18 protein-coding genes are annotated in these 24723 nt (G+C 46.1%); 4 read left to right on the top strand and 14 right to left on the bottom strand.

Going from position 1 to position 24723, the window contains the following annotated elements:
- The first annotated feature begins 45 nt into the window (after positions 1 to 45).
- Complete coding sequence (locus CSH92_RS12655; RefSeq protein ID WP_100658002.1) at positions 46 to 750, top strand: DUF2982 domain-containing protein; 705 nt, start codon at positions 46 to 48, stop codon at positions 748 to 750.
- Here CSH92_RS12655 and CSH92_RS12660 read toward each other — a convergent pair.
- A complete protein-coding gene (locus CSH92_RS12660; RefSeq protein ID WP_100658228.1) occupies positions 747 to 3854 on the bottom strand; it encodes a hybrid sensor histidine kinase/response regulator in 3108 nt (1035 codons plus the stop codon). The genes CSH92_RS12655 and CSH92_RS12660 overlap by 4 nt on opposite strands.
- Before the next feature lie 180 nt (positions 3855 to 4034).
- On the opposite strand from CSH92_RS12660, the gene parC reads away from it, so the two are divergent.
- Positions 4035 to 6350 carry a DNA topoisomerase IV subunit A gene (parC, locus tag CSH92_RS12665; RefSeq protein ID WP_100658003.1) on the top strand — a complete coding sequence of 772 codons (2316 nt, stop codon included), beginning with the start codon at positions 4035 to 4037 and terminating at the stop codon, positions 6348 to 6350.
- 123 nt (positions 6351 to 6473) lie between these two features.
- Here parC and CSH92_RS12670 read toward each other — a convergent pair whose 3' ends face one another.
- The 3 genes from CSH92_RS12670 to CSH92_RS12680 form a co-directional block, all read right to left on the bottom strand.
- Complete coding sequence (locus CSH92_RS12670) at positions 6474 to 9593, bottom strand: TonB-dependent receptor domain-containing protein (protein WP_100658004.1); 3120 nt, start codon at positions 9591 to 9593, stop codon at positions 6474 to 6476.
- A 237-nt stretch (positions 9594 to 9830) separates the two neighbouring features.
- Complete coding sequence (locus CSH92_RS12675) at positions 9831 to 11600, bottom strand: tetratricopeptide repeat-containing sulfotransferase family protein (RefSeq protein ID WP_164084736.1); 1770 nt, start codon at positions 11598 to 11600, stop codon at positions 9831 to 9833.
- A gap of 104 nt (positions 11601 to 11704) precedes the next feature.
- A complete protein-coding gene (locus CSH92_RS12680) occupies positions 11705 to 12943 on the bottom strand; it encodes an alpha/beta hydrolase (protein ID WP_100658006.1) in 1239 nt (412 codons plus the stop codon).
- Positions 12944 to 13133: 190 nt separating this feature from the next.
- Here CSH92_RS12680 and CSH92_RS12685 point away from each other — a divergent pair, with 190 nt between their 5' ends.
- On the top strand, positions 13134 to 14021 hold the full coding sequence (locus CSH92_RS12685; protein ID WP_124916957.1) for a hypothetical protein: 888 nt from the start codon (positions 13134 to 13136) through the stop codon (positions 14019 to 14021).
- A gap of 40 nt (positions 14022 to 14061) precedes the next feature.
- On the opposite strand, the gene CSH92_RS12690 is transcribed toward CSH92_RS12685, so the two are convergent.
- The 10 genes from CSH92_RS12690 to rpe form a co-directional block, all read right to left on the bottom strand.
- Positions 14062 to 14439 (bottom strand): GFA family protein, encoded by a 378-nt coding sequence (locus CSH92_RS12690; protein ID WP_100658008.1) that lies wholly within the window; start codon positions 14437 to 14439, stop codon positions 14062 to 14064.
- Positions 14436 to 14936 (bottom strand): DUF4136 domain-containing protein, encoded by a 501-nt coding sequence (locus CSH92_RS12695; protein WP_100658009.1) that lies wholly within the window; start codon positions 14934 to 14936, stop codon positions 14436 to 14438. Before CSH92_RS12695 ends, CSH92_RS12690 begins: the two co-directional genes overlap by 4 nt.
- Before the next feature lie 127 nt (positions 14937 to 15063).
- Positions 15064 to 15864, bottom strand: a complete 801-nt coding sequence (locus CSH92_RS12700; RefSeq protein ID WP_100658010.1) for a DUF1338 domain-containing protein — start codon at positions 15862 to 15864, stop codon at positions 15064 to 15066.
- 14 nt (positions 15865 to 15878) lie between these two features.
- A complete protein-coding gene (gene astD / locus CSH92_RS12705; protein ID WP_100658011.1) occupies positions 15879 to 17351 on the bottom strand; it encodes a succinylglutamate-semialdehyde dehydrogenase in 1473 nt (490 codons plus the stop codon).
- The gene (gene astA / locus CSH92_RS12710; protein WP_100658012.1) at positions 17348 to 18388 is read right to left on the bottom strand and encodes an arginine N-succinyltransferase; all 1041 of its coding nucleotides are present in this window, start codon (positions 18386 to 18388) and stop codon (positions 17348 to 17350) included. The genes astD and astA overlap by 4 nt, the downstream gene beginning before the upstream one ends.
- Before the next feature lie 19 nt (positions 18389 to 18407).
- A complete protein-coding gene (locus tag CSH92_RS12715) occupies positions 18408 to 19631 on the bottom strand; it encodes an aspartate aminotransferase family protein (RefSeq protein WP_100658013.1) in 1224 nt (407 codons plus the stop codon).
- Between the two features lie 403 nt (positions 19632 to 20034).
- Positions 20035 to 21216 (bottom strand): HDOD domain-containing protein, encoded by a 1182-nt coding sequence (locus CSH92_RS12720; RefSeq protein WP_100658014.1) that lies wholly within the window; start codon positions 21214 to 21216, stop codon positions 20035 to 20037.
- A gap of 57 nt (positions 21217 to 21273) precedes the next feature.
- Positions 21274 to 21888, bottom strand: a complete 615-nt coding sequence (locus tag CSH92_RS12725) for an anthranilate synthase component II (RefSeq protein WP_100658015.1) — start codon at positions 21886 to 21888, stop codon at positions 21274 to 21276.
- Positions 21889 to 21893: 5 nt separating this feature from the next.
- Positions 21894 to 22904, bottom strand: a complete 1011-nt coding sequence (trpS, locus tag CSH92_RS12730) for a tryptophan--tRNA ligase (protein ID WP_100658016.1) — start codon at positions 22902 to 22904, stop codon at positions 21894 to 21896.
- A 20-nt stretch (positions 22905 to 22924) separates the two neighbouring features.
- Complete coding sequence (gene rpe, locus CSH92_RS12735) at positions 22925 to 23605, bottom strand: ribulose-phosphate 3-epimerase (RefSeq protein ID WP_100658017.1); 681 nt, start codon at positions 23603 to 23605, stop codon at positions 22925 to 22927.
- A gap of 334 nt (positions 23606 to 23939) precedes the next feature.
- Here rpe and CSH92_RS12740 point away from each other — a divergent pair, with 334 nt between their 5' ends.
- Positions 23940 to 24581 (top strand): TorF family putative porin, encoded by a 642-nt coding sequence (locus CSH92_RS12740; protein WP_100658018.1) that lies wholly within the window; start codon positions 23940 to 23942, stop codon positions 24579 to 24581.
- Positions 24582 to 24723 lie beyond the last annotated feature (142 nt).

Consider the following 24723-nt stretch of genomic DNA (forward strand, 5'->3'; position numbering starts at 1 on the left):
GCTTTATTATCTTGTGGGGCTGTATCATGTTATTGGTGTATTTTTATGTCTGGCAATGACCCTATTATTCACATCCGCGCACAGTCAAAGCGCAATGGTATTACGACAACGCTTATTGGTTGTGCGCTAATTGTCGCGGGGTTTACTATTCTCTCGTTGTTTCGGGAGTATTTGTTTTTGGCTGGGGTTTTTGTCGCTAGCGCCGGCATTGTCGGCGTTATCATGGGTTGGTTCAAGATCCGTGAGCCTGACTTTAGTCTGGAAATATCTGCTGCTGGGATCCGCTATAACCATCGTAATGGCCAATGGCTGGTGAGTTGGGATAATATTCAACGCATTGACGCACCGCGTGTCACGCGAGGTTTAAATAGTCATGATCTGGAAATGGTCGGCATACGGCTGCGCGACCCCGCTTCTGTTATTAACGCAATTTCGCCACGCTTAGCTACCAATATTTTGATGGAGCAGCGCCCATTACTTTTGCAAAATCCAGAGGCTAACTGCGCTACGGGCAGCTGTGGCAGCGCTGACTTGTTGGAAGACGATACGTTTAAACTGGATAGTGGTGAGGTCTTGCGCGGAATCAAAGCCATGCTGGCGCACCGGATGCGCAAATTGCGTGATCGATTAGGCTATGACTTATACATTGCAGCCGCTGAACTTGATCGTCCAGTCGCTGAATTTGTCGTATTGCTGCGCAGTTGTCAGGAACAAATTAGTCAGCGTCAGCAGGAAAACACCCCCGTCTAGTAACGCCGCTTATCTAAACATTCCAAGCCTTCCTTTATGACCGACTCACTCTCGGTAATTAAGTTAGGTATTAAGTTCGCAAGAATGTCCAACTGATGACGTTTTAACGCTGACTCTAACTCGTCGCATAACGCCTGAAAATGACTCACTCCAGTATAACAACTAGCGCCATGGATGCGATGAATTTGCTGCAACAGTACTTCATACTGGGCGCTATGCCAGGCGTTCTCAATTTGTTCGATGCAGGAAGGTAACTGACTGATAAACGCATCTAACAGCTCGACCGCGGTATTTTCATTACCATTGGCTCGTTTTAGTGCTAACGCCCAGTCGATACTGGGCTGTTTTTCGGGCTTCACGTCATGGTTCACGCACCAGCGATTGATGACATCGATAAGCTGAGAGAGTTCGACAGGTTTGGGTAAGTAGTCGTCCATTCCTGAAGCCATCAAACGCTCCTGCTCTTCTTTGAATGCGTGAGCGGTTACCGCAATAATGGGCGTCCCCGCGTTGTTTTCGCTTTGCCGGATGAGTTGGGTAGCTTGTAAGCCATCCATATTTGGCATTTGCACATCCATCAAAATAATATCAAAAGCCTGTTTTTGGCAAGCCTGAACCGCCTCTGCACCACTTTGTGTCAGCGTCAACAATACCGGAGAGTCACGCAACCAGGTCTCAATTAGACGCAAATTCATTTCCATATCATCAACTGCGAGCACGGTAGCTTTTGGCAGTTGATTAAGACGCGCGTTGTCAGGGCTGTTATCAGTTGATTGTTGTGTCTGTAACAAGCTATCGATTTTGTTCGGTGTTAAGGGCATTCTAAGTTGGGTATTAAAGTGCTGACTTAAGCTTGGATAATGATTGAAGGGGTCCGGTCCTGAATACATTAAGATCCGTTTACCGGCGTTAAAATGCAGTAAGTGGCTCAGCACATCATTGCGATGTTCCAGTTTATACTGAGGTAAGCAAGCAAACAGGAAATCAACATTATGCTCCTGCCCATCATATTCACTCAGAAATGCGAGTGATTCGATGCTGGTGACATTTGCGCCAAGTAATTTTAATAATTTGGCACTCGCATGACGCGTTGTTGGCAATGGATCATAAATAACCACATGCTTACCACGCCACTCCTCGCTAGGGCTAAGATAGTAGCGGTTGCTGAGTTGATTCATTTGCAGTTTCACACAAAATGTACTGCCCTGACCGGGTGTGCTTTGGAGAGTTAACTGGCCACGCATTAGACGCACCAATTCCTGGGAAATAACCAGACCTAAACCCGTTCCCTGGAAATTCCGGTTCAGTGCGTCATCTACTTGCGAAAAGGCATTGAATAGTTTCTTTCGATCTTGGCGACTGATGCCAATTCCAGTGTCTGCGACAACCAGCTGTAATTCGTACAATCCATGCGGCAGATGTCTACCTTGTGCGCTAAAAGTGATACTGCCGCTAGCGGTAAATTTAATCGCGTTGCCGAGTAAATTGTTGAGAATTTGCTTGATCCGATAAACGTCGCCAATCAGTTTGTCGGGTAATTGACCGAGCTCAAAAATAAATTCTAGCTGTTTTTGATGGGCAGACTTAGCCATCAAACTCACCATATCTTCAAGCAATTGGTTGGGCGCAAATGGCTGGTTATTGAGTTGCAGTTTGCCGGCTTCAATTTTTGAAAAATCGAGGATGTCGTTAACGATGGTGAGCAACCCATCGGCAGCACCATTAATAATTTTTACCTGTTCTTGTTTGTCCGGGGGCAGGGCTGCATGCAAGAGTTCCCGACTAAATCCTAAGATGGCATTTAATGGGGTGCGAATTTCGTGACTCATATTCGCCAGAAATTGAGATTTTACGTTACTCGCTTTAATTGCATCTTTGCGGGCAATATCTAATCGCGCGTTTTGTTCTTCGATTAACTCCATGTTATTGCGTAAATCGGTTGTCGCTTGTTCTACTTCGCTTTCCAACTGAGTGCGACTTTTTTCCATCAGCGCCAAGGAGAATATGCAGGCTTCAAGAAAAACCCCGACTTGAAAACAATACGCGGTAAAGCGATTGGAGGGTAAAAAGCCGATCAAACTTAAAATTCCAACGACTGCACCGACCGCCAACATCCCCCAAGCGAAAATAAAATAGCGAGCAGGTTGAAATTGATTGGAATAGCTTTCAAAACCGGCGGCAATGTAGCTGCAGATGGCGAGAACACCAACAGCATAAATAGTTCCATTCAGCCAAATGGGGGGAATAAAGTTAAGCAATGATGCTACGCCTAATATTGCCTGCAGATAGAGCATGAGCATGACAATAATGTGAGCCTTAGGCGCTGTTTTAGCAGTATCGAGAAAGGTAAACGTAAATATCCCACTACTGAGGCCAATAATGATAAAAATTAAGTGGGTGTGCTCAATCAGCCAAGGGTATAAAACGTCGCTCTCGAGTAGGTGAATATGCCCTCCCCAAACGAACTGCCAGAGTAAGACTGTTGAAATATAGCCAACGTATGCAAGCAGGCTTTGCTCCTTAACGTTAAAAAAGAGCACCAGGTTGTATATGGCTAAGATAATCAAGCCACCATAAAACATGCCCCACAAAAGACTGTCGATCAACATTGATTTAACGTGTTGTGCTTCAGAGCGGATGGTGACTGGAGCAATTAAGCTTGAGCTACTACTTTGAATACGCAGATATAGCTGGATAGGCGTACTACTTGGGATTTCTGCACGCAAAATTGGAATGCGATAGGCCTGCTCGGCGCGCAACTTGCCTTGCTGTGAGCGGGCGATAATTTCATTGTTCGCAACTAGATAAAAGTCAACCTTTTCTAACTGGCTGAAATCGACATCAATAGCCCAATTAAGATTGTCAGTAAAATGGGTGAACGTGGCCATCAACCACAAGCCATTGTCGCTAAAGCCATAGTTCGGATTCTCTTTGGAAGTCCAACTAAACAGTTGACGCGAATCCATCACTTCGCCTATCTGCAGCTCGTTACTACCTTCACGCAAAACTAAAAAATTATCTGACAACCTGACGCTGTCATCCTTATCTAAAATCTGCATCGCGATTTGGGCATGGGCGAGTTGCGACGTGCCAAGCACAAACATCAGTAATAAATTGGTAGCAACAATGCTCCCTTTAGATATGAGGCTATTGAGGTGACGCTTAATTTTTATTGGCATATTACACGTAAAGCTCATATCACTCTGGCATTGAATCGTTTATGATGAGAAAACTCAAACGTCATTGTTACCAAAACAACAGCAAAAATACAGTACAACTAGCTTATGAGTGACAACATTACGATCAACGCGGATGGCGTTGAGCAACTTCCCCTGCAGCGCTTCACCGAAGATGCTTACTTAAATTATTCCATGTATGTGATCATGGATCGGGCTTTGCCACACATTGGTGATGGCTTAAAGCCGGTGCAGCGACGCATTATTTATGCGATGTCAGATCTTGGCTTAAGCGCTAATGCCAAATACAAGAAATCCGCCCGGACAGTGGGTGACGTGCTTGGTAAGTTCCATCCGCATGGCGACAGCGCGTGTTATGAAGCCATGGTGCTAATGGCGCAGCCCTTTTCCTACCGCTATCCATTGATCGATGGTCAAGGTAACTGGGGCGCACCGGATGACCCGAAATCTTTTGCGGCGATGCGTTATACCGAAGCGAGGCTGTCGAAATTCAGTGAAGTGTTACTGAACGAATTGGGCCAGGGAACTGCCGATTGGATCCCCAATTTTGATGGCACACTTAAAGAACCTAAAGTGCTACCGGCACGCTTACCACACATTTTACTTAATGGCGTCACTGGTATCGCTGTTGGTATGGCAACGGATTTGCCTCCGCACAATGTGCGTGAACTGGCTAATGCGTGTGCTCAACTATTAGATAATAGTCGTACTGAACTGTCTGAGCTGTTAGAGATAGTGCAGGGGCCTGATTATCCAACAGAAGCCGAAATCATCACTCCAAGAAGTGAGATCGCTAAGATTTATGAGAGTGGTCGTGGCTCGATCAAAATGCGTTCAGTTTTTCACGAAGAAAACGGTGATATTGTCATTACAGCACTACCGCACCAAGCTTCTGGCGGCAAAATTTTGGAGCAAATTGCAGCGCAGATGCAAGCTAAAAAGCTCCCTATGGTGAGTGACTTGCGTGATGAATCGGATCATGAAAATCCAACTCGCTTGGTGATCACACCGCGCTCTAATCGTGTCGATACCGAACAGTTAATGCAGCATTTGTTCGCCACGACTGATCTTGAGAAGAATTATCGCGTCAACCTTAACATGATCGGCCTAGATGGGCGCCCGCAGGTTAAAGATCTTAAAACCATCCTGTCTGAATGGTTAGTTTACCGCAAAGACGTAGTCACGCGCCGCTTGCAGTATCGCCTTGATAAGGTATTAGCGCGCTTACATATTCTTGAAGGTTTATTGATTGCTTTCCTGAATATCGACGAAGTCATTGCGATTATTCGCAACGAAGATAAGCCCAAACCTGTGCTGATGAGTCGATTCGGTCTGACTGATACTCAGGCAGAAGCCATATTAGAGTTAAAACTTCGTCATTTGGCCAAACTGGAAGAGATGAAAATCCGTGGTGAGCAAGAAGAACTTGCTGCAGAGCGCGACAAATTACAATTGACGTTGGGTAGTGACCAGCGCATGAAAACTCTGGTCAAAAAAGAATTGCTTGCTGATGCAGAAACCTATGGCGATGACCGCCGCTCGCCAATCGTAGAGCGTAGTGATGCAAAAGCACTGTCAGAGAAAGAGTTAGTGCCTTCCGAGCCAGTTACCGTGGTGTTATCGGAAAAAGGCTGGGCTCGCTGTGCCAAGGGGCATGATGTGGATGCCGAGGGCTTAAGCTATAAATCTGGCGATAAGTACCTTGCTAGTGCAACTGGACGGAGTAATCAGCAAGCGGTATTCATTGATACTTCCGGCCGTGCCTTTGCTTGTGATGCACATTCTTTGCCGTCTGCGCGCAGCCAGGGTGAGCCAATGACAGGGCGCTTCTCCATTGTAGCTGGCGAATCCTTTGCGCATGTTTTAATGGCAGCTGATGCGCAAGCGTACCTGGTGGCCTCTGATGCAGGATACGGCTTTGTCGGTAAGTTTGCTGACATGGTGAGTAAAAACAAAGCGGGTAAGGCCTACCTTTCATTACCGACTGGAGCAAAAACGCTCACGCCGCAACGGGTGGTCGATATCGAGACCGATTGGTGTTTAGCAATCACGACTGAAGGTCGGATGTTAATGTTCCCACTTAAAGATTTACCCACATTAGGCAAGGGCAAAGGTAACAAAATTATTAATATCCCCAGTGCACGGGCACAGTCACGTGAAGAGTATGTCAAAGTACTTAGCGTAGTTCCGCAGGGAGCAAGTGTGCGGATCATCGCAGGTAAACGCGGGATGTCACTCAGTGCCGGTGATCTCGAACATTATAAAGGCGAGCGGGGCCGCCGTGGTAATAAATTACCCAGAGGCTTGCAACGCGTTGATTCAATCGAACTGGAAGCGCCAGTATTGCGAGACTCGATGGAACCAGAGCCGCCAGCTGACGAACAAGACAATTCAGATTTATGATTAGATTAAGGCTGTATTGAACTAGCCGAAGCCATGAGTTTTAACGTAATTCAATTTGGGATCTATCAGAAGATAAAAAAGCCGTGAGGTTACCCGTCACGGCTTTTTGTGCGTGCTAAACGCTTATTCCATGTAGTAGTTAACCCCAATGAAGAACGTACGTCCTCTTGGGCCAACCGGCCATGCAAGCTCTGTCAAGAATGGGCTTTCATCAGCAAGGTTATTCACGCCCCCGAAGACCATAAGGTTTTCATTGATCTCATAACTTGCGTTGATGTCATGGATAGTCACGCTACTATAGAAACCGCCATCGGCATATAGCGCTTCGTTACCATTGATACCCAGTGAGCTTTCAACTGCACCGTAGGCTTGACGGCTTTGGTATGTTGTCTGGAAAGCCATGCTCAACGGACCACGTGTCCAGCTGAGCTCGATATTGCCGGAAGTTTTTGGTGTTTGAACTTCTTCCAGAACAACATTCACATCACTTGGATCAGTGGGGTTGAAGAAACGATTTAATGAACTCTGGCGAGTTCCTACTAAATTAATACCAAACTCGTTCTCATCCACCTCGAAGGTGTAGTTGACAGAGAAGTCATAACCATCTGCTTCGATTCTAGCGAAGTTAATTTCACCGGTCGTTAAGCTATTTAAACCACCGTCTGCACGACGCGTAAACTGATTACAGAATCCAAGATTAGGGAAGTTCGCAGAGTCGTAACAACCATCTAAGATGTCAGACGCACTAACCGCATCAATAGCGTCTTCGATTTGCATGTCCCAGTAATCCAGCGTTAGGGTCAAACCTTCGATGAAAGACGGTCTGAATACTGCACCTAAGGTGTAAGTTTCTGCCGTTTCTACGTCAAGGTCAGGATTACCACCGGATGTTCCGCTGAAGCGTGCTGTTAATGGGTTCAACCAAATGTAGTTACCATTGCCATCAACGATGTCCGAAGTTGGTACTCCAACCGCTTGTAGTGAGGCAACACAGTTCGCTTGACGTTGGCTGGTGCCCGCATTTACGTTGGCTGGGTCACACGGATCTTCGTTAAGGTTAACAGTAATGGGTAACTGCGGGTCAAATAACTCAGTAATGTTAGGCGCACGTACCGCTTCTGATACAGTACCACGGAGGTTGAAATCTTCGATTGGACTGTATGAGAAACCCAGCTTCCACGTTGTCGCGCTACCAAGCGTTGAGTAGTCAGCCATACGAATGGCACCGTCAACGGTAAATTCATAGGCAAATTCACGATCAAGGAAAATCGGTAAGCGGACTTCTACAAAGGTATCCCAAACATCATACTCACCGGCGGTATTGAATTGTTGAACGTTATCAATACCGGTAATGAAGTTTAACCAAGGCGAGACTTCACTAACTAAAACGCCCGGAGTATAGGACGTACCCTGTGGCAAGATCCCCAACTCAATCGGGTCGAGGCGGTTGTCGCTCGACTCTTCGCGATATTCAATACCGGCTGCGTAACCAATCGCGTCATCCAAGATACTGTCTAGTACTTCAAATGAACCAACAGCTGTTAATGACAATACGGTTTGCTCGACTGTGAGTTTGTCTTGCTTACGCACTGAAATAAAGTCTTTAGCTTCTTGACTAAGTGCATCTGTACCAAATGGATTTAGTGGCGCACATTGACCATCACCTGGAGTAAAGGTGTAGTACTGGTCACTGAAGAAGTTGCCGTTGGCATAGTTAACGTTATAAGCAAAGTAATCGATTTCATAAGCAGCATTTGGATCTAAATCTGAACGACAAACGATATTACCGTTAGCATCCGTTGTCGCATCTATCGCTGCAAAAATACGATCGATATATTGGTCCGTATAGTCCGTGGTATTGGTGAAACGACCATGGTTCACGGCAAACTCTAGCGAGTGATTAATATCATAATCCCAGGTAAAGCCACCAACAAAGCGTATGGTTTCACGCTCATATGTGGTTGGGTCATCATCCCAAGCAATAGCGTCCTGAGTCAGTAATAAACCGCCAGTTTGGTCAACAACCGGTAATAGCTGCTCAGGAATAAATGGGTTATCCGGTAAAATAAACAAAGTGTCATAATAGGAGTCGTACTCTGTGTACACATTGCTTTCAGTGTTAACATACTTTGCTTCAAAGAAAACATTTAAGTCATCGGTAAGCTGATAGTTACCGTTCAAGTTAACCACGACCTTGTCGGTATTCGGCATCAAGGTGTCGTTGTCAAAATTAAACTTACCGCCGTCACCGCCACTACTTAATAGACCATCATAAATAGGACCATCGGTATTTACCCGCACCGTTCCATCCGGGTTGGTCACCCAACAGCCTGCTAGAAAGCCGACTTGTCCGCCGCGTGACTCCTGACAGTCAGGGATACCGTTGTTGTTGATGTCTACATAAAGAATGTCCCGACCACCAAAGGTTGGTGCGATTGAACCTTCATTAGAGGTCAACCAGTAACGGATATCATTGGCTAGGATCCGACGACTGCTATCATTTGGATCGGGTACCGATGAGTACAAACCATTATTGCGCGACCATTCGCGGTCGCCGTGCAGTAATTCTTCTTCTTTTTCCAAGGTAAGGGTTAACACCACATTACCTTTATCATCGTCAAAGTTTTTACCAAACGCGCCGTCAAAGGCAAAGCTTTCACCGCCAGATTCTTCTGGGATCGCGCTAGTGGCATTTAACTGAATACCTTCAAAGTCATCTTTTAAAATGAAGTTAACTACCCCAGTTACCGCATCCGCACCGTAAATCGCTGATGCACCACCGGTAGTTACTTCAACGCGCTCAACCAAAGCACGAGGGATAGTACTAATATCAACAGCTTGTGAACCGCGGAAGCCCGCAACATGGCGACGGCCATTGACCAGGGTCAAAGTACGGTCGGCGTCCAAACCACGCAAGTTAAGCGCGTTGGCACCGGTTAAACTGTTCTCAGAGGTCGTTGAGGAAATCAAAGCTGGAATGTCATTAACGATATCCGCCAGGTTAAGTTCACCTGACATTGCAATGTCTTTACTATCCAATGACTGAATAGGAACGGAAGAGACCACGTTTGGGTCGGTTGGGATCCGTGAACCCGTGATGCTGATCACTTCAACTGCAGCTTCCTGCTCAGCTTGCGATTCTTGTGCAACGACAGTTCCTGTTGCACCTAAACCGAGCGCGGTTGCAATGCATAACGACACTGCGGAGCGCTTTATACCATGATGTTGTGTGTGTGCTTTCATTTCGTTTACCTCAACGAGCTTTTTATTTATGTTTTTTGAGCATACTTTATGCCATCTCTGACGAACGCCGTATGAAGCGCTTTAACGTCGGTGTAGTGCAAATTTTCACCGAGTTATGCTAAATGCTAGTGCAACCTGACGCACAAAGATAGTGCAATTGTAGGTTTTAATCGAAAACATCTGAGTTATGTTGAAGTAGGTCAACATCTTAGTGACGATGCAGTGGATTTGACTCCGCTACAATAACGTGGGATGCAAATGCTGTTGCAGTTCTGCCAACTCGCTCTCGACCCTACGCCATACGTCAATACTTCTGGTATACAGAGGTTCTCGCACTTGCTCACTGCTTGCAGTATGTATTTTGCGGGGGTTGTGATGAAAGTGTAAACACCGTTCGTCATAGCATACCCCCACTTTATCCAACAAGCGCCGTATTTCTTCTTCTGGCTCCGTTACTAAACTCTCATATTGTACGGTAATGATGCGCTCGGGAAGCATCGCATGCCAGTGTTGCATTAGTGAATCATAAGCATTTATTGCCTTTGCAATATCGCGTAAGTGATAGCTAAAATCGACACCCGCATGAAAAAACTGTTTGTATAAACTGAGACCACAATCCAGTGGATGGCGGCGCACATCAATAATTCGAGCGTTCGGTAGTATCTTGTGGATGAGGCCTATCAAGCGAAAATTGAATGGCTGCTTGTCGATGAAGTAGTTACAACTCTCTCGTCTGAACAGCGCACCTTTATCAAGGTACGTTTGGCCAAGCTGGGTGAGCTCCTTTTGATCCATCTGCGATATGGCAGTAAAAAAATCTGACTGATAGTGTTTTTGACTCAATTGTTGAGCGACACGTTCAATTGCTGGTAGCGTGGGCTGTTCAATGGTGCCTTCAATTTCTGGATGGCTGGCGAGAATTTGTTCAATTAACGTTGAACCAGACCGGGGCATGCCGACAATAAAGATAGGGCAGGGTTGGTTGTCTAGTCTCTCGGCTTGGGTCTGCAATGCGGCAATTGAAAACGCCTTTTTGCGGCGCGCAAACTCCGTTTCCATTTGCTGCAAACTCGTATTTTGGGTTGGCAACAGCTGATTTGCGCGAGTATACAGAGGCATGCTTGGCTCAATGCCACTCGACAATTCTGTAGCTTTAGCCAATGCGAAGGTTGCAATAGATCTAGTTCTACCAGGTAGCCGTTGGTTCTCTGCAAGACGCTGAATAGCTCTGAACTCTTCCGCCGAGAAACGATAATTCTTCATATCCGCCAATGCCCACCAGGCATCAGCATTATTAGGGTCAGCGTGAAGGCTATCCTGTAGCGCTTTTACACTCTCGTCGCGTTGACCAAGTATGCGTAACGTTTGGCCTCGTATTAATGCCAATTGACTTTGTTTTAATGGTTCGCGGTGAGCAAATTTTGCTGCTCTGCTGCAAGCATCTAACAGACCTCCCGTTTGGCTATATTTTAGTAAAAGTCCAATCCAGCGCCACAACGTTTCAAAACATTCGTTCAAGGCAACCAGCGCTTCAGCGGCTTGCAGAGCCCCTGTGTAATCGTCTGCTTGGAGATAACTATCCAGTAACAACTGCCGTAGCGATAAATTTGCGGGAACGTACTCTAAGTGCTGGGTGATTAATGCAACACTCTCTTGAGGTCTTGCATGCGACAAGGCAAGATGCGCCAAAGTAAATAAGGCCCGAGGATGGTGTGGACATGCGGTCAGGATCACTTTGGCGATTTGCGCCGCTGAGTCATAATCTTTCTGTGCAATAGCTTGCTGAATTTGCTTGAACTCGGTTGTCAGCGGATCGAATTGTTCTGCATGTTGGGCAATATCTCGCGCTTGGGGCAAGTAATTCGCCTCATATAAACATTGGCTTAATTTCAACCAGCCTTGATAAAAGCTCGGTGTTTGCTTGAGCGTCTGATTTAGCAGCGCGATCGCGTGGGCGTGTTGCTGGTTTCCCATGAACTGCTCAGCATGGGTTAAAACCTGTTGCAATTGCTCCATATGCATAGGGAATTAGTGAGTCGTCATTATGCTGATCATGGTGCTAGCAAAGCAGAAAGACTGGGCACTTGCAACCACTGCGAACATTTATGCTCTCAGTGCTGCAACACCTTGTTGAATTGCTCCACAAATAGGGGATCAGCAAGCACAGCGGCATGTGAACCCGTGAGCCCGAACATTTGCGTAGCTTCTTGCTGTAATTTGAGCGGAATTTGACTCTCAAGTGACACCACGCCGTCGTCGCCACTGCCGCTTTCATAGGTAAAGAAGAGGAAGTAGGGAATACTCTCGGGTAAATCCCAAGCCATTATGTCTTGAATGAATTCGCTTCCCGCTGCTACATCTCGCCACGACGGAATAATGAGTGGCGAGTACTTTACCCCTGAGTTGGCGCTATCCATACCCAGCATGGGACTATTAATCGTTGTGAATAAGCCTATCTCAGCTGCGCGCGCAGTGGAAAGATATTTCTTAATGAAGGAACGACTGACCAAACCGCCCATGCTGTGGGCGATTACATAAAATTCGTTGAAGCCGTATTGTGATTGGAGTTGATTCACACCGTTCAAAATCAAATCACTGATCAAGTCTAACCTCAGTCCACTGGCATAGTAGACGCCGACCGCCTGATAGCGTGAAGTATCTAAATTCGAAATCAAGGTTTCCCAGTTGCTGAGACTGCCACCAATGCCATGAATAAAGAGTACTGGGATCCGCTGTGGGTCGTATTCTTCAAACAGATAAAGGCCGCCGCCGATGCTTTGCACAAACTCGATGGGGCGGATCATGCCGAGCAGTGCATTGCGGCGGGAAAAAATCGGATCGCCAAGTGAAACGATTTTACCGCTGGCGATCTTCGAAGTAGGTAAATCAATGGTGACCGAATAGTTACCAGAGTTAACTAATGTGCCATTGATCGTCATTTGTTTAGCTTGGTAACTTCTGGGCTCCTCGATAACAATCATGGTCGGTGGGCCATTCGATTGCCCATAGTAGGTGGCAATCTCATCATCACTTTGATAAGTCGTATCACCGTTGGCGTCGTGATAGGCAACTAAGAAGTACTCGCCTGGGGCTACGGCAAATTTATAGTCGCCGTTGGCGTCGACAGTGGTTTGGTTGATCAAAATCAAATCAAAATCATCCGCCTTTTTCATCAACAATACGTGGACAGAACGAAGCTGTATTGAGTCTCGTATTGCTACCTGCCCACTGATCACTGACAGAGAATCTGCCACGGCAAGCTCTTGCTTAACATCCTTTATCACCGAGCAAGATGAAAGGAGTAACAGCAATGGAATAAGAGCAAAATACGCGTTACGAATGTTAAGCATTAAAACCAACACAATTAAATTTAGTGTCTAGTATGACCTAAAAATCACGGAAAAGTTAACCCCTCAATTTTTGGCGCATTTTCTAGCGCTATCTTAACCGTATGGTTGAATGAAATTTTACCTCAGGTTAATCCTTGATTAGCCTCATAGCGTAACCAACAGTTAATTGTCATTCGTTTGTGAGGCTTCTATGCCAAAGATTAGTGTCAGCTTTCTACTTATAATGCTACTGAGTCTCAGCATGTTGAACGGCTGTGCGAAGACGTCTCCACAGTTTGAAACTGGGCCAAGGACATTTTCTGATGGACTGACTGCAGAGCACATTTTTCAGCGCTCATGGAAGGCCCACGGGGGCGAGCATTTAACTGAATTGAATGACGTAAACGTCGCAATTGATGGTGAATGGCACTATCTCATTACGAAAATCCAGCCGTTGGTAACGGACCATCTTTATCGCCAAACCTCAGAGGAGCGTATCATTGTGACACCGCGGATCTATTCGGCACTCTTTAACGGCGAGGCTGGAGTCAAGCTGGTTTATCGGTCAGAAAGTTCCACGCGCGTTAGCTACAACGAAGAGCCCAGCCAGGATCCACAAATCCAAGCTGCAGCTGCGCTAACTTCGGATGCTTTTTACTTGTTTACGTTGGGGCCATTAGCATTAACTAATCGAGTCAGTGATTGGCAACGCTTGAGCGATAGTAACGAAGACGGTGAAGGTTACTATCGCATCAACGGAGTGTTGCGCCCGGGTATTGGTGAGTCTGATCAAGATTATATAACGCTATGGGTTAATAAACGCACGTTATTGACGTATCGCTTACACATAACTCTGGAAGGATTTGAAAGCACGCGAGGCGCACATGTTGATACCAGTTACCTCAAGTATCAGACTTTCGATAACTATGTTCTACCAGTACACTTTTTCGAACGCGTTGTGGGGCCAATCAATATTGATGCGCACGAGTGGTGGTATACCGGCATAGACATTAACCGAGGCCTCACTGCAAAAGACCTAAACGGCGAGGAATGGTCTGAGCGGGCAAAACAAGCCGCAGCGTCGATAGAGCATAAATAGGCTTGTGCTGCTAAAGCAGCCTGCTAACTTCGTTAAGTTGTCACACACTCTTATGGGCTAACGTATGAGCGTTAGCCTCCCAGTTTTGCCCATCAAACTCAACGATAGTAACGTTGGGGGGGCGTTGGTCGAAACAGCGTAAATTGACATCAACCCCGTCTGGATTAGAACGGGGAATATAAAACGGCTTTACTCCGCAGTTGTTACAAAAGTAGTGCTTAGCGATACCACTGCCAAAGGTATACAGGCGCAAATCGTCTTCACCTTGGACGAGCGAAAAGGCTCGCTTGGGCACAATGACATGTAAGTAGCCTGATTTCTGGCAAATACTACAATTACAGTCTTCTACCTCTATACTGTCAGGCAATTCAACGCTGAAACGTACTTTGCCGCAATGGCAGCCGCCTTGATAGTTCATTGTATTTGCTCCGTTTGTTTGGCCAATGGAAATTGCTTAAGCAAACGATCTAACATTTTGTTGTGCAGTTCATTCATGCCCTTGCCGTCGCGAATGCTAATCTTGGCTTCATCCTGAGCTGTCCAGACGACTTGTTGATCAACAATTAAGTCTAGCTGCATTATCTGCCAATCAACGGTTCTATCACCAATTGGAAGGTTAACCGAGGTACCGATCCCAATGCTGGAGTGACGCCCACCACTTTGCGAGCCAAGACCGATAGATATTGATTGGTCATTCGTACGTTCTTCAACATACACGCTGAACTGTAATAATGCATTGGCGTCTTCAGTTATCGTCACAAAGTTTTTGCGAAGCTTGGATTTTAATAATTCATGCACGTAGGGCAGGGCAAGGTACTCTGCATCGTCCATTGCAAGTACATTCACAGACTTGATCTGAGTAAAATCGAAATTTGGGTCGCGGTCGGTAATGACTTTTTTGTTGGCACAACCCATTACAAAGCATGTCAAAAATAGAATGCATATAGCACGCATAAAAAAGCCCATTCGTTATGAATGGGCTTAGCATATCAGGTCTGCGAGCTATCAGCTATGCGCTGCTCTAACCAGCAGTGAAGACCCGTTAGTTAGCGTTAGTGCTTTCAAATATCTTGTCCGCGGACGCTGCAACAAAACCTTGATAAAGCTCGCCATTAGGTAAAGTGTAACGCTGCGCAAATTCATAGAAACAGCTTGGGATAGTGAGCGTTTCGTCAGTGAATTCCACGGCTTGCTTGTCTGCCATTGTTGATGACTGAGCCAGATAAACGTCTTCGCCACCTTTGATTTCGCCGCCAGAGGTATTGAGCTTGAAGCCATTGTCTTTCAACAATTCGTTGACTTCTGCCAGCGAAAGGCCACTTTGTAATTGATTAATACTCACCGTGAAATGGTTTGCTCGGAACCCCCAAGCGGCCATCCAAGAGGCATATTCTGACTCTTCAGCGAGTTCGCGGAAATCAGCTGCGCTAACTTGCCACTGCGCGCCTGAGTAGAGGAAATCCGTTCTCATTGCCGCGTCGTCATCAATCTGCTCCACCAGCTTGTCGATAATCGCAGCGGCTTTTGTTGATAATTCATCAACGCGTAGTTCACTGATAAACACTTTAGGGTAAGTGGTGTTCGGATGCTCGAAGTGCTTCGCCGTTAACTTCTTGGCTTCAAAGTTATAATCACCTTTGGCTTCATAACCAAGCGCCAAAAAGTGGGCTGCTAACTTGTCCAAATTAATCTTGGCACGATCAAAGGTACGAAAAGCAACGTGGTCGTTAATAATCGCTTCGCCGTCACTGGCAAGCAATTTGTGTACTTCGTGTGCTGAAGGCGTGATCGCAATATAGTCTTGCCATAATGCATCAAATAAACTTTCAACTTGAGTGTGCATGTGTGTTCCTGTAGTTAAAACGACAAACCCGGGCTCAGTGTGCCCGGCATAGTAACTTTATCAAGTTCGACCGAAGCTACCGGGTAGGCACAGTAGTCGGCTGCATAATACGCGCTGGCACGGTGATTGCCGCTTTCGCCAATACCACCAAAAGGTGCAGCACTTGAGGCTCCGGTGATCGGTCGGTTCCAATTAACTATTCCAGCTCGAATATGAGTGAGGAAGTGTTCATAATCACTGCGATCATCGGCAAGTAATCCAGCCGAAAGACCAAAGTTAGTAGCATTTCCCCAACGGATAGCATCATCAAAGTTGTCGTAGCGCACAACTTTTAACAAGGGGCCAAAATGTTCTTCATCTGGCATTTCGTCGATGATCGCCGTAACGTCTAAGATACCAGGTGTCGCAAAGCCTTTTTCTGTATCTGGTTGAGTTAATTCCAGTAGCGGTGTGGCACCCATAGCTTGTAATTTCTCTTGTGCAGCAACCATTTGTGCAGCTGCATTAGCTGAAATCATAGCGCCCATGAAGGGTTGCTCTGCAGCGTCATAATCACCCACTTTAATGGCTTTGGTCACTTCAATTAACCGTGCGAGGATGGCATCTCCTTGCGCGCCATTTTGGATAAATAGTTTGCGCGCACAGGTGCAGCGCTGACCAGAGGTTACGAATGCTGACTGCACGATGTCGTGCACCGCAGCATCGATGTCCGCTACGTCTTTTACGATTAATGGGTTGTTACCCCCCATTTCAAGGGCCAAAATCTTACCCGGGTGGCCGGCAAACTGCTCGTGTAACATTTTGCCTGTACGCGAGCTACCGGTGAAAAACAATCCGTCAATATCGCGGTGTGAAGCCAACGCTTTACCCGTCTCAACTTCGCCTTGGACAAGGTTAATAACGCCGGCTGGAAGGCCAGCCTTTTCCCACAACTTTAACGTATGTTCAGCAACCATAGGGGTTAGGTCACTGGGTTTGAAAACGACGGTATTGCCGGCAAGTAATGCAGGTACAATATGTCCATTCGGTAGATGACCAGGGAAGTTATAAGGACCAAATACCGCAACGACACCATGTGGCTTGTGACGGATAAATGCCTTTCCCTGTGGCATAGCATTTTCAACTGTGCCGGTACGCTCATTATAGGCGCGCACAGAAATGGCTACTTTACCGACCATTGCTGCGACTTCAGTCGCCGTTTCCCACTGTGGCTTACCGGTTTCTTTGGCAATGGTTGCCGCCAATTCACTTTGATTGGCTTTTAATTGCTCTGCAAACGCTTCAACGATAGCTAGACGCTCAGCAAAGCTGCTCTGTGACCAGGTTGGGAATGCGCTTCTTGCAGCTTTTACCGCTGAATCTACATCTTCAGCTGATGCGCTGATACCTTGCCAAATAATGGCATTTTTGGCGGGATCGACAGAATGGATCGCATGGCCGTGTCCTATCGTCCATTGACCGTTAATAAATAGGGTGTTCTGTGTCATTGAGTATCTCCTAATCGAACCGGCGCAAAACGGATAAATTCACCGTTTTGGATTTGTAAAGCGGCCGCTACGTCTGCACTTACCTGCGCGACTTGGCGTTCCTCATCCACGGAAACCGGATTCACGACGCCTCTAAAATTGGCGATGGATGTATTTATAATTATGCTGTCGATGGCGTTTTGTGGTGCCGAATCAACAATCTCAATCGGCAATTTTCGACTCGCCTGTGCGGTGCGAATATTCTGTAATTGCGCCTCTACAGTTGGACCTGCATCAAAAATGTCTACGTAGCCGCGACAACTAAAACCTTCTTGCTCTAATAACTGCAGGGCGGGTTTGGTTTTATCATGAACCTTGCCGATCACCGCTTGTGCTTCAGGTGATAATAAACTGGTATATATCGGGTATTTGGGCATGAGTTCGGCAATAAATACCTTATTTCCAATGCCAGTTAAGTAATCTGCGGTTGGGAAGTCCATTGAAAAGAAATGTTCTTCCAGCCATTGCCAAAAAGGTGAACAACCATTCTCATCGCTGACTCCTCGCATCTCGGCAATGACGGTATCGGAGAACCGTTCTGGATGCTCTGCCATAAACAAAAAGCGGACTTTTGATAAAAAGCGCCCATTCACTCCGCCGCGAGCTTCTTCACGCAAAAACAACGTACAAATTTCGGTGACACCTGAGTAATCGTTGCAAAAGGTGAGGATATCCACAGTGTTGTGAATATTCAGTTCGCGTGATGCGTGTACGACTTTGCCTACATGGTAATGGTAAAATGCATCATCAAGCCCAACTGCAGCTTCGATACCCGTGGTTCCAACCACGTGCTGATTAGCTGTGTTCTCCATCACAAATAAGTAACTCTGATTACCTGGCTCGGTAACGCCGTCAACAAAGGAGCTTTCTGACTTCTCAATTTTTCGGCGCAATAGTCCTTCATTCACCGGCAGTGATGTAAAGCCAATGCCAGATTCTTCGGCAATGGCGTGCAGAGCGGCGTAGTCGCTACGCTGAATAGGGCGAATAACATTCATAGTAATGTTACTGCTGCTGTTAAGCGGCAGATTCCTGCGTTGCAGCGACAACTTGAGCAACCGCTTTTTCAAAACGCTCTAAACCTGCTTCGATGTCAGCATCTGGGATAACTAACGAAGGCGCAAACCGGATCACGTTGGCTCCAGCCACCAAACACATTAAGTGATGTTCAGTTGCCGCCATCATGAAGTCGCGCGCACGCCCTTGATATTTCTCGTTCAGCGCACAGCCAAGCAGCATGCCTTTGCCGCGCACTTCACTGAAAACCTGGTATTTTTCATTGATACGATCCAAGTGTTTTCTGAATAACGCCTCTTTCGCCAAGACGCCTTCCATCACCTCTGGTGTATTTACGATATCAAATGCTTTTTCAGCAACGGCGCAGGCCAGCGGGTTACCACCGTATGTACTACCGTGAGTACCTGGTTTAAGGCTTGCAGCAATGGCTGTAGTCGTCAGCATGGCCCCAATCGGGAAGCCACCGCCTAATGACTTTGCTGTGGTCAGGATATCCGGCGTTACACCCAAGCCCATGTAAGCGTATAGGTGTCCAGTGCGCCCAACACCTGACTGCACTTCGTCGAAAATCAATAGAGCGTTGTGTTTATCACACAGTTCACGTACGCCTTTCACGAACGCCACGTCTGGTTCAATGATACCGCCTTCACCTTGTAATGGCTCCATCATGACGGCACAAGTTGCGTCTGAGATAAGCGCTTCAAAGGCAGCTAAGTCATTATAATCACAATGTTGGATCGCACCAGGTTTAGGCCCGAAACCATCTGAATAGGCAGCTTGACCGCCAACGGTCACGGTGAAGAAAGTACGACCGTGAAAACCTTGTTTAAACGAAATGATTTGATTTTTTTCTTCGCCGTAATGATCAAGCGCAAAACGACGTGCCAGTTTCAATGCTGCCTCGTTAGCTTCAGCACCTGAATTGGCAAAATAGACGCGCTCAGCGAAGGTAGCATCGGTAAGCTTTTTCGCTAAGCGAATCGATGGTTCGTTGGTGAATACGTTACTCAAGTGCCAAAGTTTTTCGCCTTGCTCCTTGAGCACAGCAACTAATTTTGGGTGGCAGTGTCCCAATACATTTACTGCGATGCCGCCAGCAAAATCGATGTACTCGTTACCCTGTTGATCCCATACGCGTGAGCCTTCACCTTTAACGGGGATCATTGCTGCTGGGTTATAGTTAGGAACCATCACATCATTAAACATTTCACGAGTTACATTCATTTAGTTACCCTCAATTAATTTGCAACTGCACACAGGCAATAGCATAAACTTGTGCAAAATCTAGCCGACAAGTATGCCATTTCTTCTCCATCTTGTCTCGCTTGATCTGGCTGGAGTCCTTGAAAATAAAGGCTTTATGCAGCAATTTGCAAAAAAACTGCATAACTATTTGATTTGCTGAATTTGAGCTAAAACCAGAATGCCGCGCAGGCCAACGAAGAACCTGTTATCGGTTATGATCATGTTAATAAAATGTAGAGTTGCATAGTTATCTGCAAAAATATTTAGCAACCGAAGGATGTTGTGGTTAATTATTGTGCAGATTTATGGCTGCGTAAGCAGATTGCTGTTACCTAACAATAAACGCGATTGGCGACGACTGACATATCGTACTCGTGAAAGCCTACTCTAACTCATCCAATGAAGAGCTAAAGTTCAAAGGTAAATGGCGTAAGTCAATTCTATTTAGTGCCAACACCTTGGGTTTATCAAGCGCAGTCGCACGAATTAAACAGTTGGCGTCACTGTTATCGAGAAGCTTACTGGCCTTAAGCATACGGTATTTTGCATACCAGCGTGAGCGCTCAGTTAACTGAGCGAGTGGTAAAGCGTCTTTCGCTACCGTTGCCGAGGCGATCGATTGCATCGCTGCTGAAACCCCCAATCGTTTAAATTTCATATATTGCAGAATTTCCGCGGTGACGATATCAGCGTAATCATTCCACAGCGCGCTGAGAAAATTGTTAGATGGAGTTATTTGCGTCAACGCATCATGCAAGTCACGCTTTTTATTCGCTTGGGCTTTTTCCAACGCTTCTCTTTGTAAGCGTTCAAATAGTTTAAAGTAAATTCGAGTAACAGCATTTCGACCAAGCGCTTGCAGCAACCCTAGCACGTAGGCGTCGTTTGCCCTGATTTTATAAAACGGCGCTAAGTATCGGTTGGTTAGCGCCACACTCAGCGCGTAGTGCCAAATGTGCTGTTTTATTTCTGGATAGGGATCGGTAATTTGAGGGATACAGCGGCGAAAGACTAGCGTTGGTATGATTAGCTGTAAGTTCTCAATGTTGATGAAACTGAGAGCGGCACGCAGGGTTTCAACAATAATGACTTTCCCACGCGAATCTTTGCGCCGATGCTGCGGCGCATTAACGATTTTCAAAAGCTCAGGATACATCCAAGGGATCCGCGCAACTAATGGCTCAATACGCGGAATAGTGCAGGCCTTTACAGACAAAAGATCGAGCAGTTCGGGCACGCTATTACTCAAGCCTAACCAATCACTAAAAATTGCCCCGGGTAAGCGAATTTCTGTTTCCAGCCGACCGAGCAGTTGCTTGTGGAAGTCATTGCGTACGGCATCGACATACGCTTGTTGCGTCATTTCTGCGCGCTGGCGATTTTCAATCGCTTGTTTTTCAACGATCAGTAACTCACGCCTCGCATAACCTTGCTCTGAGTCTTCATAAGTAATCAAGCCTGGAGTTTCCCGGCCCATGAGTTCATTCGCTTCAAACAAAGATGTCATCATTGTTTCAAAGCGATGATTTACGATTGCTAAGTGATGTTCAGATTCAGTTTTCATTTACGCAATTACTGTTGCAAGTCGCACTCTTGACGTGCTTTCCTAATAGATAATAGCTTACCGCGCCATTTGTGTCATAACTGATTGATTATTCGGATGGAATAAAAAATTACGCAAGATTTGATGACCACACTCGGTAAGTAAAGACTCGGGGTGGAACTGCACGCCATACAGTGGGTAAGAAATATGTTCGAAAGCCATGATTTCATCCATTTTAGGCTGGTCGCTTGCAACCCATGCAGTGACAATCAAAGTACTCGGAAGCGACGCCGGTTCGGCGACTAGGGAATGATAACGGGTAGCCGTGAAAGGGTTTGGCACATCTTTAAATAGGCCCTTTTCACTATGCTCGATGAGCGACGTTTTACCATGCATAATTTGTCGTGCGTTAACGACATTCCCACCAAGTGCTTGGGCGATGGTTTGATGGCCAAGACAAACACCCAAAATGGGGATTTGGCCAGCAAACTCTCGCACCACATCTAAGCAAATACCGGCTTGATCGGGTGTGCAAGGCCCTGGCGAAAGCACAATATACTCAGGTTGTAGTCGTATAATGTCTGCAAGCTCAATCTGATTATTTCGAACGACTTCTACCGTTTGCCCTAATTCACAAAAATAGCGGGCAAGGTTATGGGTAAAAGAATCAAAATTGTCGATCAGTAACAGCACTGGTGTTAGCGGATGCGCGGCACAAAACCAACAGCATCATATACCGCCTGCAGAGTGTTTGCAGCGCGCTCTGAAGCTGCTTCCGCACCTGCTCGCATAATCGTATCTAATGCCGCTCTATCATCTCGAAGTTCATGAAAGCGCTGTTGAATGGGCTCGACTAAAGCTACTACTGCATCAGCAACATCACCCTTTAAATGCCCGTACATTTTATTTTCGTATTCTGGTACTAGCTCATCCACTGTTCGCCCTGTCGCACACGATAACAAGGACAGTAGGTTTGACACGCCGGGTTTTTCTTCCACGTTAAAGTAGATCCGGGCTTGTTCGTCAGAGTCGGTTACCGCTCGTTTGATTTTTTTCGCCAGTTTCTTCGGATCTTCCAACAGACCAATGACATTATTGGGATTGGTATCCGATTTGGACATTTTTTTGGTCGGGTCTTGTAAGCTCATCACCCGCGCACCGTGTTGCGGAATAAATGGGTCCGGAAGGGTTAAAATGTCACCATATAAGTTATTAAATCGCGTGGCGATATCTCTGGTCAGTTCTAGATGCTGCTTCTGATCTTCGCCCACCGGTACTTCATTAGCCTGATAAAGTAAGATATCAGCCGCTTGTAAGACGGGATAACTATATAGACCGACGTTTACATTTTGGCTGTGCTTTGAGGATTTATCTTTAAACTGCGTCATGCGGTTTAATTCGCCCATCTGAGCATAGCAATTAAGCACCCATGCAAGTTGCGCATGCTCAGGCACATGGGACTGCATAAAAATAGTGCTCTTATTGGGATCAATACCACAGGCAACGTACAAAGCTAAGCCGTCCAAGCAGGCTTCGTAAAGCGCTTTTGGGTCTTGCCGCACAGTAATTGCATGCAGGTCAACTAACATATATAAGCAATCATGAGTGTCTTGCATGGCAACCCACTGACGCAGCGCGCCCATATAGTTCCCAATGGTTAATTGACCTGATGGCTGACAGCCACTTAATACAATAGGTTTACTACTCATGAAAAATAACTCTAATCTGCTTATGCTTGGTTTAGGGTGCTTAGTTCGTGCCGCATCTGATCAATCACGGTTTTGTAATCCGGTTGATTGAAAATGGCGGAGCCAGCGACGAACATATCAGCACCCGCTTCTGCGATGGCGCGAATATTATCGACTTTTACGCCGCCGTCAATTTCTATTCGGGTGGCTAAACCGCGTTGGTTAATCAATTGTTTCGTTTGACGTAACTTATCTAACGTCGAAGGAATAAACGATTGGCCACCAAAACCGGGGTTAACTGACATCAATAATACATGATGTAGCTTATCAATGACATGCTCTAAGACACTGAGCGGCGTCGCAGGATTTAATACCAAACCTGGCTTGCAACCGGCGTCAATAATTAACTGTATACTACGGTCGACGTGCCGAGAAGCTTCCGGGTGGAAACTAATCATGTCGGCACCAGCATCAGCAAATCCAGCAATTAAATCATCGACAGGCTCGACCATCAGATGTACATCCATAGGGGCTGTTATGCCATAGGATTTCAATGCCTTTACTACCATTGGACCAAACGTAAGGTTCGGAACGTAGTGGTTATCCATAACATCAACATGCACAACATCCGCGCCAGCGGCCAAAACACGCTCTACATCGGCACCGAGCGCGGCAAAATTAGCCGATAAAATAGAGGGTGCGATTAGGAAATTAGAGTTCACGTAATCTATCCATTACAGCAAAAGATTGGCGTAGCATAGCAAATCTTCGCAAATGCTTGATACTATTTATAAATGGCACTAAAGTGGTGCAATTGGAGTGTAATGGTGCAATATGTTCGTCTGGCAATGCTCTCGGCTTTATAGGTGCCCTGTTAAAATCATTTAAAAACAGTAGCTTATGAATTATTGTGCGAGTGTTTTATCAAACGGAATGTCGGCACTAGATTTGCGTGGTGTTTGCGTAGAACAATAATAATACACTGCAGACAGAATAATTTACTGGCGCTTACAAAGCAGAGTAAAAAGCTAAGAATATAATCAATGGAGAACACACATGAAACTCAATAAATTAGCAGCGCTCACAGCACTTGCATTAGGTTCAACTGTGGTCAGCCACACCGCTGTTGCGGGTTGGTCTGCAAACGCCGGTTTGATGTCTGATTACCACTTCCGCGGTATTCAGCAAGCTGAATCAGCATCGGCTTATGCGGGCGTTGACTTTGAATCTGAAGACGGATTTTTTGTTGGTACTTGGGCAGCGGAAGTTGAAGATGGCTTGGAAGTAGACTTGTACGGTGGTTACGGTACTGAGTTCGAAAATGGCGTTGGTATGAGCTTTGGTTTTACCACGTATCAGTACACGGGCGATTTTGATTCTGCATATAATGAGTTAAATTTTGGCTTGTCATACAGCTTTGTTAGCTTTGAGTATAGCATCGGTGACTGGGATGGCGTTGTAGGCGACGAAGCAAATACTGAGTCTAAGTATGAATTCGTAGCGGTTACGCTTGAGCATGAAGGCTTTTATGCGACTTTCGGTAAATTTGGACGCGAATTCTCAGGTGAATACGGCGAGTTCGGTTATTCTACCGAGTATGAAGGGTTTGATATCGGGGCAGCTTTAGTGGTTAGCGGCAGTGAATTAGATGATAGCGAATCATTAGTATTCACTATCGGCAAAACTTTCTCTTTATAAGACGCAAGTTATGTGAAAAGCGCGGTCTATTTAGGCCGCGCTTTTTAGTGCACGTTTTCTACTGCTAGCGCTAACTAAATTGCTTTTCAAACCTTGATTAGCCGACCAAGTGTCAACTTTATCCGATAAGTTTCTTTCCGAA

Source organism: Neoalteromonas flava (assembly GCF_002807685.1).
Lineage (GTDB): Bacteria > Pseudomonadota > Gammaproteobacteria > Enterobacterales > Alteromonadaceae > Alteromonas_E > Alteromonas_E flava.

Coding starts and splice junctions, on each gene's coding strand:
- CSH92_RS12655 (WP_100658002.1), top strand. CDS start 46: ATGTCTGGCAATGACCCTATTATTCACATCCGCGCACAGTCAAAGCGC.
- CSH92_RS12660 (WP_100658228.1), bottom strand. CDS start 3,854: ATGTTTGTGCTTGGCACGTCGCAACTCGCCCATGCCCAAATCGCGATG.
- parC (WP_100658003.1), top strand. CDS start 4,035: ATGAGTGACAACATTACGATCAACGCGGATGGCGTTGAGCAACTTCCC.
- CSH92_RS12670 (WP_100658004.1), bottom strand. CDS start 9,593: ATGAAAGCACACACACAACATCATGGTATAAAGCGCTCCGCAGTGTCG.
- CSH92_RS12680 (WP_100658006.1), bottom strand. CDS start 12,943: ATGCTTAACATTCGTAACGCGTATTTTGCTCTTATTCCATTGCTGTTA.
- CSH92_RS12685 (WP_124916957.1), top strand. CDS start 13,134: ATGCCAAAGATTAGTGTCAGCTTTCTACTTATAATGCTACTGAGTCTC.
- CSH92_RS12690 (WP_100658008.1), bottom strand. CDS start 14,439: ATGAACTATCAAGGCGGCTGCCATTGCGGCAAAGTACGTTTCAGCGTT.
- CSH92_RS12695 (WP_100658009.1), bottom strand. CDS start 14,936: ATGGGTTGTGCCAACAAAAAAGTCATTACCGACCGCGACCCAAATTTC.
- CSH92_RS12700 (WP_100658010.1), bottom strand. CDS start 15,864: ATGCACACTCAAGTTGAAAGTTTATTTGATGCATTATGGCAAGACTAT.
- astD (WP_100658011.1), bottom strand. CDS start 17,351: ATGACACAGAACACCCTATTTATTAACGGTCAATGGACGATAGGACAC.
- astA (WP_100658012.1), bottom strand. CDS start 18,388: ATGAATGTTATTCGCCCTATTCAGCGTAGCGACTACGCCGCTCTGCAC.
- CSH92_RS12715 (WP_100658013.1), bottom strand. CDS start 19,631: ATGAATGTAACTCGTGAAATGTTTAATGATGTGATGGTTCCTAACTAT.
- CSH92_RS12720 (WP_100658014.1), bottom strand. CDS start 21,216: ATGAAAACTGAATCTGAACATCACTTAGCAATCGTAAATCATCGCTTT.
- trpS (WP_100658016.1), bottom strand. CDS start 22,904: ATGAGTAGTAAACCTATTGTATTAAGTGGCTGTCAGCCATCAGGTCAA.
- CSH92_RS12740 (WP_100658018.1), top strand. CDS start 23,940: ATGAAACTCAATAAATTAGCAGCGCTCACAGCACTTGCATTAGGTTCA.